This is a genomic window from Bradyrhizobium sp. AZCC 2176 (genome assembly GCF_036924645.1).
Classification (GTDB): domain Bacteria; phylum Pseudomonadota; class Alphaproteobacteria; order Rhizobiales; family Xanthobacteraceae; genus Bradyrhizobium.
In genome coordinates this window covers 1,942,134-1,954,995 of record NZ_JAZHRX010000001.1, presented here as the reverse complement: position 1 = coordinate 1,954,995, position 12,862 = coordinate 1,942,134, and the positions used below count along the sequence as shown (strand labels likewise).

General features: G+C 61.9%; 11 protein-coding genes and 1 pseudogene. 9 read left to right on the top strand and 3 right to left on the bottom strand.

The annotated features are described in order from the left end of the window. Positions 1-103 precede the first annotated feature (103 nt). Positions 104-871, top strand: coding sequence for a helix-turn-helix domain-containing protein (locus V1288_RS08940; protein ID WP_334356689.1), 768 nt, complete (start codon positions 104-106; stop codon positions 869-871). A 178-nt stretch (positions 872-1,049) separates the two neighbouring features. After that, positions 1,050-1,259 carry a cold-shock protein gene (locus V1288_RS08935; RefSeq protein WP_057841312.1) on the top strand — a complete coding sequence of 70 codons (210 nt, stop codon included), beginning with the start codon at positions 1,050-1,052 and terminating at the stop codon, positions 1,257-1,259. 117 nt (positions 1,260-1,376) lie between these two features. On the opposite strand, the gene V1288_RS08930 is transcribed toward V1288_RS08935, so the two are convergent. Together V1288_RS08930 and V1288_RS08925 are read right to left on the bottom strand one after the other, a co-directional pair. Beyond that, entirely contained in the window at positions 1,377-2,930 is a 1,554-nt protein-coding gene (locus V1288_RS08930; protein WP_334356688.1) for an acyl-CoA synthetase, read from the bottom strand. 600 nt (positions 2,931-3,530) lie between these two features. Then, on the bottom strand, positions 3,531-5,105 hold the full coding sequence (locus V1288_RS08925; RefSeq protein ID WP_334356687.1) for a winged helix-turn-helix domain-containing tetratricopeptide repeat protein: 1,575 nt from the start codon (positions 5,103-5,105) through the stop codon (positions 3,531-3,533). Positions 5,106-5,267: 162 nt separating this feature from the next. On the opposite strand from V1288_RS08925, the gene V1288_RS08920 reads away from it, so the two are divergent. Together V1288_RS08920 and V1288_RS08915 are read left to right on the top strand one after the other, a co-directional pair. Then, positions 5,268-5,522, top strand: a complete 255-nt coding sequence (locus V1288_RS08920; protein ID WP_334356686.1) for a hypothetical protein — start codon at positions 5,268-5,270, stop codon at positions 5,520-5,522. A 16-nt stretch (positions 5,523-5,538) separates the two neighbouring features. After that, positions 5,539-6,249, top strand: coding sequence for a Bug family tripartite tricarboxylate transporter substrate binding protein (locus V1288_RS08915; RefSeq protein ID WP_334356685.1), 711 nt, complete (start codon positions 5,539-5,541; stop codon positions 6,247-6,249). A gap of 66 nt (positions 6,250-6,315) precedes the next feature. On the opposite strand, the pseudogene V1288_RS08910 reads toward V1288_RS08915, so the two are convergent. After that, a pseudogene (locus V1288_RS08910) lies at positions 6,316-7,528 on the bottom strand (ABC transporter substrate-binding protein). A 216-nt stretch (positions 7,529-7,744) separates the two neighbouring features. On the opposite strand from V1288_RS08910, the gene V1288_RS08905 reads away from it, so the two are divergent. The 5 genes from V1288_RS08905 (at position 7,745) to V1288_RS08885 (ending at position 12,832) form a co-directional block, all read left to right on the top strand. Next, complete coding sequence (locus V1288_RS08905; protein ID WP_334356684.1) at positions 7,745-8,899, top strand: acyl-CoA dehydrogenase family protein; 1,155 nt, start codon at positions 7,745-7,747, stop codon at positions 8,897-8,899. A 163-nt stretch (positions 8,900-9,062) separates the two neighbouring features. Further along, the gene (locus V1288_RS08900) at positions 9,063-10,214 is read left to right on the top strand and encodes an acyl-CoA dehydrogenase family protein (protein WP_334361257.1); all 1,152 of its coding nucleotides are present in this window, start codon (positions 9,063-9,065) and stop codon (positions 10,212-10,214) included. A gap of 35 nt (positions 10,215-10,249) precedes the next feature. Further along, entirely contained in the window at positions 10,250-10,906 is a 657-nt protein-coding gene (locus V1288_RS08895) for a glutathione S-transferase family protein (RefSeq protein WP_334356683.1), read from the top strand. Positions 10,907-11,077: 171 nt separating this feature from the next. After that, a complete protein-coding gene (locus tag V1288_RS08890; protein WP_334356682.1) occupies positions 11,078-11,899 on the top strand; it encodes an AraC family transcriptional regulator in 822 nt (273 codons plus the stop codon). Positions 11,900-11,965: 66 nt separating this feature from the next. Beyond that, positions 11,966-12,832 (top strand): 3-keto-5-aminohexanoate cleavage protein, encoded by an 867-nt coding sequence (locus tag V1288_RS08885; protein ID WP_334356681.1) that lies wholly within the window; start codon positions 11,966-11,968, stop codon positions 12,830-12,832. Positions 12,833-12,862 lie beyond the last annotated feature (30 nt).

Genomic DNA, 12,862 nt, shown 5'->3' with positions numbered 1-12,862 from the left:
TCAGCCGCCGGCCAGCGCGGCACGCCACCGCCACGGCGGCCTTGTGCGGGTTTGTGATGGATTGTGCGTCTGCTAGACTGGCGTGGATTAGCCAGAGGTGACGATGCCGACGCCGGACAAGCAGCTTTCCGCCGAGCAAAGCCGGCAGATCGCCGACACCATTCGCGAGGAGATCGCCCGCCGCCGCATCTCCCGGCAATCGCTGGCCGAACTCGCCAAACTCAGCCTCTCGACCCTGGAGAAGGTGCTGGGTGGCCGCCGCCCGTTCACGCTGGCGACCACGGTGCGGTTGGAGCAGGCGCTCGGCGTCTCCCTGCGCAAGACAACGGAGGCGCCGCCGGCGCCTGCCGCCGCCATCAACGGCGAGGTTGCGCCGGATGGACTGGGTGCCTACTCGCGCCGCGCGGTGGCGTGGATCGAAGGAACCTATGTCACGGTGCGCCCCTCGTTCGGCGACAAGGACGCGATCTTCGTCTACCGCACTGAGATCACCTGGGACAATGCGGCCTCGTCGCTGGTGTTTCATGAAAGCGAGCGGCAGGACGCGGCCTTCACCCAGTTCGGCGAGGTGGCGGTGCCGAACCAGTCGAGACATATCTATCTCGTCACCAACCGGCACGGCCAGCATCGCCTGATCACAGTGGCGCATCTGGCGATTTCGGGCGAGATGTACGGGATCATCACGACGCTGCTCGCGGGTCGCGGCTCGTTGCTGACGCCGATCGCGGCACCAATCGCCTATTTGCCGATCAAGATGGTAGCTCATCCGACCTTTGGCAGGGTTTCGTCCGACGATCCCAATTATTCGCTGTACCGCCAGCATTTGCGGCGGACGACTGATGAATCGTTCGCGCTGTTCCTGCCGAGATAGCGCTCTGCAGCCTTGCATTCCCGGCGAAACAGACTATATGGCTCTTATTCGAACTTATCGCTCTGCCTTGTTGACTACGCCGAACCGGCTCCAATCCCCAAGACATCGTTGAAATCGGATCAAGCCTGCGCGGAGGTCGTGCGGGCAAAGCGCTTTCGCGCATCTTGGAGATAGTTACATGGCTACCGGAACAGTTAAGTGGTTCAACGCGACCAAGGGTTTTGGCTTCATTCAGCCCGATGATGGCAGCACCGACGTTTTCGTCCACATCAGCGCCGTCGAACGCGCAGGTCTGAGCTCGCTCAACGAAGGTCAGAAGATCTCGTTCGAAGCAAAGAAGGACCCGATGCGCGGCAAGACCAGCGCCGAGAACCTTCGCGTCGATTAAAGGTTGCCGATTTAAGGATTTCCACGGATGTACTGGGATCCTCTAATTGGCCTCCGATACAAGAGCCCGCCGGTGATGAACCGGCGGGCTTTTCGCTTGTCGCATGCCGGCGCACGATCATGAAGCAATGGCCGCTTTGTCGGTCGGCTTCGGCGCGCTGAAATTCTGTCGCAACGTCGGCTTGTGGATTTTCCCCGTGGCGTTGCGCGGCAGGGCGTCGACGAACTCGATCAGCCGCGGGCATTTGAACCGCGCCAGATTGGCCGCGCAATGCGCATGAATCTCGGCAGGCGTCAGCGTGTGGCCGGGCTTCACGGCGACGATCGCCATGCCGACCTCGCCCCATTGCTCGTTGGGAATGCCGATCACGGCAGCCTCGGCGATTGCCGTGAGCTGATGCAGCACGCTCTCGACTTCGGCCGGATAGACGTTCTCGCCGCCGGAAATGTACATGTCTTTCCAGCGGTCGACGATGTAGTAAAAGCCTTCCTCGTCGACGCGGGTGGCATCGCCGGTATGCAGCCAGCCGTCGGTGAAGGACGACTGGTTGGCCTCCGGCCTGTTCCAGTAGCCGGGCGTGACGTTCGGTCCCCGGACCCAGAGCTCGCCGAGTTCGCCGACATCCGCGTCCGTCCCGTCAGGACGAACGATCCGCACTTCCGTATGCAGCACCGGCTTGCCGGACGAGCCGGCCTTGCGCGCGGCGTCCTCGCGGTCGAGCGCCAGCACCGCCGGAGACGTCTCGGTCATGCCGTAACCTTGCTGCAGGGCGACGCCGCGTTCTTCCCACACCTTCAGGAGCGGCACCGGCATCGGTGCGCCGCCGACGCCGCCGATCACGAGGCGGCTGAAATCGGACGTCGCGAACGATGGATGCTGCGCCATGAACTGGTAGATTGCCGGCACGCCGAAGAATTGGGTAATGCCGTAGGATGCGTCGCTGATCAGTTGCAGCGCCACGCCGGGATCGAATGTGCGCATGATCAGGACGGTGCCGCCGGCATGCAGCACCGGGTTGGTGTAGCAATTCAGCCCGCCGGTATGGAACAGCGGCAGCACGGTAAGCAACACTGTCGATGGCGAGACGTAGGCGGGGCCGCCGAGGTTGACGCAATTCCAGAACGTCATGCCGTGGGTGATGATCGCGCCCTTCGGCTGGCCCGTCGTGCCGGAGGTGTACATGATGGTCGAGATGTCATCGAGCGTGACGTCCTCGAACCGGTCGATCGGCCTGGACGCTTCGATCGCCGCTTCGTAGGAGCCGCCGGCGCCGAGCAGCAGCGCGGAAGAGACGTTGCAGAGCTTTGTGACCGTCAGCGCGACTTCGGCGAGATCCGTGTCGTGGATCATCACCTTCGGCGAGGAATCGCCGACGATGAACTGCAATTCGGGAACCGTAAGCCGCGTATTCAGCGGCAGGAACACGGCGCCGATGCGGCCGCAGGCGAACTGCACTTCGAGCGTATCGGTCGTATTCAGCGCCAGCACCGCGACGCGGTCGCCGCGCGTGACACCGAGTTTGTCGCGCAGGTGAGTGGCAAGCCGTGAGATGCGCGCGTCGAACTGCGCGTAGGAGAGGCGACGGTCACTCGCGAGATCGATCGCCGCGATCTTGTTCGGCGTGCGGCGGCCGAAATGCGCGATCCAGTCGTAATAACGTACTGAGGGCATGCTTCCTCCACGTCCAGCGGTCTTGCGCCGCCTGTTTTGCTTGATGGCATTCTGTCTGGCAGATGAGGGGTCATATGGGATGTTGTCTTGCGTGGAGTGGCTGGGAGATGACACGGCTTCACGATCTCGCGGCCTGATTTGCCCGAGGCTTGCTATCGAATTTCCTCGACCCTCAAGTCAGAGGGCGCAGGGAATGCCGGGTGCACGCTGCACCCGCGGTCTCGTGTGCAATAGGTAGATAGAGGCGCACACGAGCATGCAGGGCAGCGGAGGCATCCGACATTCCCTGCGCAATGGCTTTACGGCTTATATCGTGCTCTCCCCGGTCGGGCCGGGCTCGTTGTCACCGTCGCCGGAGGAATTGCTTCCACCGACTTGACGCCAGCATCGGGGCGTCAGGACCACACGACTTCACCGTACGCATCCGCACCATTCGTCAAAGGCACATCCGCGTCCACCGCATCCCATCCCGCGCTTGTGACGATCGCGAAACGCCCCTCGTATCGGGACGGGACGAAATCGATATATTGCTGATTTGGGTCCGTCGTCAAACGAAATTTCGGAAAAACAGAAATTTGTCCGAACTCCATCCTCCCCGATTCACCCTTCCGGCAGCCCTGCTTTGCGCATGCCCTCGCCAATCCGCGCACGCTGTGCGAGACAGGTCGAATTGTCCGTTGGCGTGCTGGCATAGAAGTGGGAGAGAGTGAAATTGGGATCGATGGCCAGTCCTGTCTGTATCGAAGCCCGCGCTTCCTCGATCCGGCCGAGATGAGCCAATGCCGCGGCAAGGTAGACGTGAACGAACGCGGCGACATTCGGATTGGTCTCGATGGCCCGCTTGAACCAGTAGACAGCAGCTTCATCGGCCGCAAGATATGACTGCGCGACGCCGGCATTAATCGCCCAAGTGAACGCCCTGTTGTCGCGGGGAGAAAGCCGAAATGCCTGCATGATGTAGGCTTCGGTTTCCTCGGCTCGACCCAGATAGCATTTGCCAAGCCCAATCCAAGCGTAAGCGGTGGCTAGATTTCGATCTAGCGCCAGCGCGCGCTCACATTCGGCGATGCCCTGAGCGGCACGTTTGGTAAAAATCTGGACGACGCCAAGGAGGCAATGCGCCATGGCGTGGTTTGGCAGGTACGCAAGCACCTTGGCCAAAGACATTTCGGCCGCCAGGAGGCGTGCAGTCCGATCGCCGGTCTGCATGGAAGTTCCCCGCATGGCATCGACGAACGCCATGCCAACCATCGCTTCAACGTTGCCGGCGTCCAGGCAGAGGGCCTGTTCGAAGAACTTACGCGCTTGCGATAGGTTTGCGGGGTCCGATCCCCGGTGCACACTCGCCATGCCCTGGAAATACAGGTCCATCGAATCTGGATGCGGCGCCCGCGCCGCTCGCCGCGCCTCGGCCGTGACCAGTTCCGTTCCCAACTCGTTGGCGAGACGCGCGCCAATTTCATCCTGCATGTCGAAGAGATCGGCGATCGGTTTGTCGAATCGTTCGGCCCATAGATGATTGCCGGTTTCGGCATCGATGAGCTGGACGTTGATGCGCATGCGGCTTCCACCACGCTGCATGGCGCCCTCAAGGACATAGCGAACGCCGAGTTCTCGACCGATCTGCCTCAAATCGACATGCTTTCTCTTGTAAGTGAAAGCAGTGTTGCGACCGATCACGAAGACGCCGACTACGCGCGACAAATCTGTGGTCAGGCTCTCGGTCACGCCATCGACGAAAAATTCCTGCTCGGGATCAGGGCTCAGATTCGCGAACGGCAGAACGATAAGCGAGGGTTTGTCAGAGACGGCAACAAAGGCTGGGCTCGGCGAGCCGCTCGTGACGGTCGCACTGGCCGGCCCGGGTGTTTCGTGCACCGTGCCGATGAAACGAAAGCCCTTGCGCGGAAGGGTTTTGATGAGACGTTGCTCATCTCCGGAATCACCAATTGCCTTCCGCGCTGCATTCAGACGGGTCGTCAGAGCCACATCCGAGACAACGCGGCCTTCCCAAATGGCTCTTGTGAGGTCGTCCTTGCTAACGACGCGTTCCCGGTTGCCGATCAGGTAGTTAAGCAAGTCGAACACTTGGGGCGCGATAGCGATCACATCCGTCCCGCGACGCAGCTCGCGCCGGTCGGTATCGAATGAATAATTTTCAAAGAGATAGCGCAAGCCACTTCCCCGCGGCGGTCAATCGTCGAAATCCCTATGCCTAAGCGCAAGAATAAGCTGACGGTAAGGAAAAAGTAAGCTGGAGACCAAGCATATCGATCGTTGCCGTGGTACATCCAAAGGTAGAGCCCCGCGCGGACAAATTAGTCAGGGAGACAGTTGATGATCACACGTCGTGATTTGTTGGCCGTGTCGGCGGCCAGTGTCGCGTTATGCGCCGCCGGTCGCGTGCCGCGGGCCGTCGCACAACCGCTCGCAAGAACCGCGCATATACTGACGGGCTTCACGCCCGGGCTGCAGGACGCTCTGGCAAGGCTCGTCGCCGGCCAGATGAAAGATTATGCCGAGACGATCGTCGTCGAGACCCGGCCGGGTGCGGCGCGGTCGTGTCGCGGTGGAGGCGGTGAAGGCCGCTGACGCCGACGGATCGGTGATGCTGCTCGCGCCGCTTGGATTCATGATGCTCTTTCCGCACGTCTACAAGACGCTCAGATACGAGCCGCGGGATTTTACCCCGGTGTCGACCGTCGCCTCAACCCCGACATTGCTGACGGTAGGTCCGAAGGTGCCGGGTGACGTGAGGACCCTTGCAGATTTCGTCGCCTGGTGCCGCGCCAACCCAAAGCAAGCCGCCTACGGCACGGCGGGTGTCGGGACCACGCTGCATTTCCTCGGTGCGATGCTGGGACACACAGCCGGCTTCGAATTCCTTCACGTGCCCTATCAAGGCAACGGCTCGATCCAGGATCTGCTCAAAGGCGAAATCGCATCCGCCGTTATGCCAATCGGCAGTTCCCTGGGCCTCGTCCAATCCGGAGATCTTCGCGCGCTCGTTACCACCGGGCCGCGCCGCAGCTCGTTTCTTCCCGCTGTGCCGACGGTGGCGGAAGCCGGTTATCCCTCGCTTGAGGACCTCACTTGGTACGGATTTTTTGTTCCGGCGAAGACGCCAGCGAATATCGTCGAAAGGCTCAATAGTGCCATCCAAGCGGCCCTGCGTACCGACGAGGTAAGGTCCGGCATGGCAAGACTGGCAGTTGAGCTCGACGCAATCTCTATGGGAGACTTTGCCCGGCTGATCGCATCCCAATCGGAACGGTGGAAAGCGATCGTGCAAGCAACCGGATTCACGCCGACCAATTGAAGGTCCGGTGGCGAAGGGCTTTCATCCTGTTCGAAAAGCGCGCCACAACCGGAACAAGTCGTCAGTTCACGAGCCGCGCAGCAATTCGCTGATCACGTTGAACTGGTTGTCGCGAAACTCGACCATATAGCCGTCCTTGATCGGACGGTAGTCCGTCGGCGAGGTGTTGAGCTTGACCCCGGGCATCAGCATCGGCAGCGCTACGCCCTTGAGGCTGGCCGCCTGCGCCATGATGTTTTTCGCGGCTGAGATCGTTCTTGCACTGGGTGAGCACCACGACCAGCGCCTGGGCAACCATGTAGCCATATCCCGCCGCCATGTTGGCCGGATCGATATTGGGCAGCCGCGCCTTCATGAAGTCGCGGTAGTCGACGAGGTCGGCATCTTTTGAGTCAGCCGAGTAGGGCTTTAGCGCCCCGACCGACATGATGCCGGTCGCGGCTTCGAGCCCGGCCGGCACCATCACCGTTTCCTTGTTGGCGCAGCCTGAGGAAATGAAACGCATCGGACGCCAGCCGGTTTCGTGCGCCTTTCGGATCGCTTGCGCACACGCACGCGGTGTCACGCTGTAGATCAGGAAGACGTCGGCCCTGGTGTTGGCGAGCGTGAGGATCTGCGAATCCACCGTGGGATCGGCGACTTCGAAACTCGCCGCCATGGCGATCACCTTGTCGGCGTCCGTTCCCAGCGCTTCCTTGACGCCGCGCAGATAATCCTTTCCGGCGTCGTCGTTCTGATAAAGGATCGCAAAGCGCGCATTGGGATTCCTGGAGCGGGCGAAGCGCACCTCGATGCCGGCTTCCTCGACATAGTTGGGTGCCCAGGGCAGCGCCATCAGCCAGGGCTGATTGGCCGGATCGTTCCATTTCGATGCGGAGCTGATCAGGAACAGATGCGGCACCTTGGCGCCGTTGAGATACTTTGCGGTTGCCGAACTCGGCGCGGTGCCCATGGTTCCGAACATGAACGCGACGCCGTCATTCTCGACCAATCGGCGCGTCGCCTCGACCGTCTTCGGCGGCGAAAAACCGTCGTCGAGCGAGATCATGTTGAGCTTGCGCCCGTTGACGCCGCCCTTCTCGTTGACCAGGTCGAAATAGGCCGCAAACGCCTTGCCGGTGACACTGAGCGCCGACGCCGGGCCGCTATACGGCATGATGTTGCCGAACTTGATCTCGGTGTCGGTAATGCCGGGTTGCTGAGCTGAGACTGTCGTCGCAGCAGTGAGGGAGAGCAACGCTGAAAAGAAGGCCGGGACGAACTTGCTCGATCGGATCATGCTTCATCCTCCCCGGCGAATGGCCGGCAATGTTGTTATTGGTTTTGAACCAAGGCTAGGGCATGCTCGGGCAACCGGTCTTGCGTTCAGTTGCTGGACGCGTGATGCGCCGGAAAGCGACCGGCGCCAATGGCCGCGTCTGCACGATAATGCCAGCCGCTCAACGCAAGTTTGCGCGGGCCAAATCGGGGCATCGTGATCTCTCGGGAGGAAGCCATGCTGGAGCGAACGAAAGTGCAAAGCCCGTTCTATACGGCCGAACACGAGGCCTTCCGCGACGTGATGCGCCGCTTCGTGGCGCGCGAGATCGAGCCCTACGCCCATGAATGGGATGAGGCCGGCGAGTTTCCGCGCGAGCTTTATCGGAAAGCGTCCGAAATCGGACTGCTCGGGCTTGGCTTCGCGGAGGAACATGGCGGCGTGCCCGCCGACCAGTTCATGAAGATCGTGGCGTCGCAGGAACTGGCGCGCGCCGGCGCCGGTGGGGTCAGTTCGAGCCTGATGAGCCACACCATCGGCTCGCCGCCGATCGCGCGCGCCGCGAGGCCCGAGGTCAAGGCGAGGGTGCTGCCGCAGGTGCTGTCGGGCGAGAAAATTTCCGCGCTCGCGATCACTGAGCCGAGTGGCGGTTCCGACGTCGCCAATCTCCACACCAAGGCGCGGCGTGACGGTGACCATTATGTCGTCAGCGGCGAGAAGACTTTCATCACCTCAGGCATGCGGGCCGATTATCTGACGGTTGCCGTGCGCACCGGCGGCGAGGGGCCGGGTGGCGTCAGTCTGTTGCTGATCGAGGGCAACACGCCGGGCCTGTCGCGGACGAAACTGAAGAAGATGGGGTGGTGGGCGTCGGATACTGCCACGCTGCACTTCGATGAATGCCGGGTGCCTGTCGAAAACCTGATCGGCGAGGAGGGGCAGGGCTTCAAGATCATCATGCACAATTTCAACAGCGAGCGCATGGGCATGGCGGCGAGCTGCACGGCCTATGCCCGTGTCTGCGTCGAGGAGGCGATGGCGTATGCCAAGGAACGCAAGACCTTCGGCAAGCCGATTGCGCAGCACCAGGTGATCCGGCACAAGATCGTCGACATGGCGCAGAAGGTCGCGGCATCGCAGGCGATGCTGGAAATGCTGGCATGGCGGCTCGGGCAGGGCGAAAGCCCGATCGCCGAAATCTGCATGATGAAGAACCAGGCCACCCAGACCATGGCATTCTGCGCCTCCGAGGCGGTGCAGATTTTCGGCGGCGCCGGCTTCATGCGCGGCGTCAAGGTCGAGCGCATCTACCGCGAGGTCAAGGTCAACGCCATCGGCGGCGGCACCGAGGAGATCATGAAGGATCTCGCGTCGAGGCAGATGGGGCTGTGATGATTTCTCTTAGCTCCGCGTCATTCCGGGGCGGGAGCGAAGCGAGCGAGCTATGATGTGCAATGCACATCAGAGAATCCATTGGGCAGCAAGTACTATAGCGAAATGGATTCCGGGTTCAGCCCTTTGGGCTGCCCCGGAATGACGAAGGATGAATGAGACGATGCTCTTCACCGCCGACCACGACGAACCCCGCCGTATCCTGCAAAAATTCATCGCTGCCGAAATCAATCCTTTCGTCGACGAATGGGAGAGCAACGACATTTTCCCGGCGCACGAGCTGTTCAAGAAGCTCGGCGATCTCGGCTTTCTCGGCCTCAACAAGCCGGTCGAGTTCGGCGGCCAGGGACTCGATTACTCCTATGCGCTGATGATGGCCGAAGAACTCGGTGCCATCAAATGCGGCGGTGTGCCGATGGCGATCGGCGTGCAGACCGATATGGCTACTCCCGCGCTGGCGCGGTTCGGTTCTGATGAAGTACGCCGCGAGTTTCTGAGCCCCGCGATTGCGGGAGATGCGGTGGCCTGCGTCGGCGTCTCTGAGCCCGGGGCCGGCTCCGACGTCGCCTCGATCAAGACGCAGGCGCGCGCCGATGGCGACGATTACGTCATCAATGGCGGCAAGATGTGGATCACTAACGGCGTGCAGGCCGACTGGATCTGCCTGCTCGCCAATACCAGCGACGACCAGGTCCACCGCAACAAGTCGCTGATCTGCGTGCCGATGAAGAGCAAGGGCGTGCAGGTCGCGCGCAAACTCGACAAGATGGGCATGCGCTCGTCCGACACCGCGCAGATTTTCTTCGACAATGTTCGGGTGCCGAAGCGCAACCGGATCGGCGAGGAGGGCAAGGGCTTTACCTACCAGATGGTGCAGTTCCAGGAGGAGCGGCTGTGGGGCGCGGCGGCCTGCCTCAAGGCGCATGAATTCATCATTGCCGAGACGATCGAATATACCCGTAACCGCAAGGCGTTCGGGAAGTCGATCCTCGATAACCAGACGGTTCATTTCAAGCTGGCCGAGATGCAGACCGAGGTCGAGCTGTTGCGCGCACTGGTCTACCGCGCCGCCGAGGCGCTGATCGCGGGCGAGGACGTGACGCGGCTCGCGACCATGGCCAAGCTGAAGGCCGGGCGTCTGGGCCGCGAACTCACCGATGCCTGCCTGCAATTCTGGGGCGGCATGGGCTTTATGAACGAGACACCGGTCAGCCGGGCCTATCGCGACAGCCGCCTGACCTCGATCGGCGGCGGCGCCGACGAGGTGATGCTGACCGTGCTGTGCAAGATGATGGGCACGCTGCCGAAAAGCTAATAAGAACAATCAGGGTAACGACAGGGGAATGCCTGATGATCACGCTCTATCACTGCGACGGTGCACGCTCGTTCCGTCCGCTCTGGATGCTGGAAGAGATGGGCTTGCCGTATGAGTTGAAGATGCTGCCGTTCCCGCCACGCGTGTTCGCCAAGGAATATCTTGCGATCAATCCGCTCGGCACCATTCCGTTCATGGTCGATGGCGAGACCAAAATGACCGAGTCCTCCGGCATTTGCTATTATCTCGGCACCAAATATGGGCCGACGTCGCTGGTGGTCGGGCTGGATGACCCCGCCTACGGCGCCTTCCTGAACTGGATGTATTTCAGCGACGCCACGCTCACCTTTCCGCAGACGCTGGTGCTGAGATACAGCCAGCTCGAACCGGAAGAACGACGGAACCCGCAGGTGGCCGGCGATTACGCCAAATGGTTCCTCGGCCGGCTGCGCGCGGTCGAGGCAGCCACGGCAAATGCCGAAACCTTGTGCGCCGGCCGGTTCACCGCCGCCGACATCGTCAACGGCTATGCGTTGCGGCTGGCCGGCAACATCGGCTTGGCCAAGGATTTCGGCCCCAATGTCGCGGCCTATTGGGCGCGGTTGCAGGAACGCGACGGCTACCAGCGGGCAGTTGCGGCGGAACGCAAGGCCGGCATCGAGCAGAACGTGGCGCCGCGGATACGGGCTTGAAGGGAAACCTCCGTCATTCCGGGGCGATGCGTAGCATCGAACCCGGAATCTCGAGATTCCGGGTTCGCTTCGCGCCCCGGAATGACAGCAGCGTCGTCTGGTCAGTCCCCGATTTTCCGCTATGGTTGACCCCGTCGCAGTGGCCAGAGAGCCGCGCGAGGAGGACGAGCCATGGACGACACCGGCCACAAATCCGGCCATCTGATGCTGATCACCCCGGAGCGCGTGTTCTACGCCGGCCTGCTCGGTAGGCCCCGCCAACGCTGCTCGGGCGGGTTCAACATCTATGTCGCGCTTGAGGGCGGTCTCTGGCTCACCACCGCCGATGGCCGGGAAACCCACGGCGAAATGGTCGCCCTGTTGCCAAACGTCAGGCACACCATCGCCAGCGATTATCGCTCGGTGCTGAGCATCGTGATCGAGCCTGAGAGTGTTTGCCCGGGTGCGCTTGAAGATTTCGCCAGGCGCCTCTCGGGCTCTGAAGGCACGGCTTTCGCCAGCCGCATTCGCGCCGCCTATCGCGAATTGCGCGAGCATCACGCCGGCAACGATTTTTCCAGCGCCGAATTCGATCTTCTATGTCTTGGCGAGGCCCTGCCACAGCGCGGGCTCGATCCGCGCGTGGCGCGCGCGATTCTGCAGATCGGGAAATTCTCCGGCGAGCCGGTGACGGCGGCGAGCTGCGCCGCGGAGGCTGGTCTGTCCCCATCGCGCTTCCTGCATTTGTTCAAGGAAGAGACCGGAATATCTTTCCGTTCGTTCCGCGCCTGGAAGCGCGCGCGGCATCTGCTGCATTTCGCCAACCAGGACATCAATCTTGCGCATCTGGCGCAGGATATCGGCTATCCCGACTCCACGCATTTCAGCCACTCGATCCGCCGCTTCTATGGCTTGAAGCCGCGCGCGATTTTTTCGGGTTCGCGCGATCTGGCGATCTACAGCCACCGCCGTGTCACCGCCGACAATAGCGGGTGGACGCAAGAAGCCGGCTGATGCGGGACGCATGATCGCGCCGGATATGTTCGCGGCTCCTCGCGTCCCGCAATCGAAGGCTGATCCATGGGCGACAAGGCCGTCATTACCTGCGCGTTGAACGGCGTGCTGACCGATCCGAAGCAGCACAATGTGCCGGTTACACCGGAGCAGATGGCGCGCGAGGCGAAGGCCGCGTTCAATGCCGGCGCCAGCATCATGCATATCCATCTGCGCCAGCAGGAGCCGAACAAGGGGCATCTGCCGTCCTGGGACGTCAGCGTCAGCAAGGAAATCCAGCAGGCGATTCGCGAGGCCTGCCCCGGCGTCATCATCAACCACACCACGGGCACCTCGGGGCCCAAATATCAGGGCGCGCTGGATTGCGTGCGCGAGACCATGCCTGAGATCGCCGCCTGCAATGCAGGATCGCTGAATTATCTCAAGGTGAAGTCCGACAACACCTGGGCGTGGCCGCCGATGATGTTCGATAACGCGGTCGAGAAGGTGCAGGACTATCTCGATGTGATGAAGGAAGCCGGCACGATTCCGGAGTTCGAATGCTTTGACGTCGGCATCGTGCGCTGCGTCGGCATGTACCGGCAGACCGGGATGTATTCCGGGCCGCTCGAATATAACTTCGTGATGGGCGTGGCGTCCGGCATGCCGGCCGATCCGGAGCTGCTGCCGATCCTGTTGAAGCTGAAATTGCCGGAAGCGCATTGGCAGGTGACCGCGATCGGCCGCGCCGAAATCTGGCCGCTGCACCAGCGCTGCGCCGATCTCGGTGGACACCTGCGCACCGGATTGGAAGATACTTTCTATCTCGCCGACGGCACCAAGGTGACCTCGAACGGGCAGTTGATCGAAGCGATTGCCACTTGCGCGCGGCGCGCGGGCCGCGAGATCGCGAGCCCTGCGGAGGCCCGGCAGATCTTTGGGACCAGGCATTGAGGTCGTCATTCCGGGGCACGCGAAGCGTGA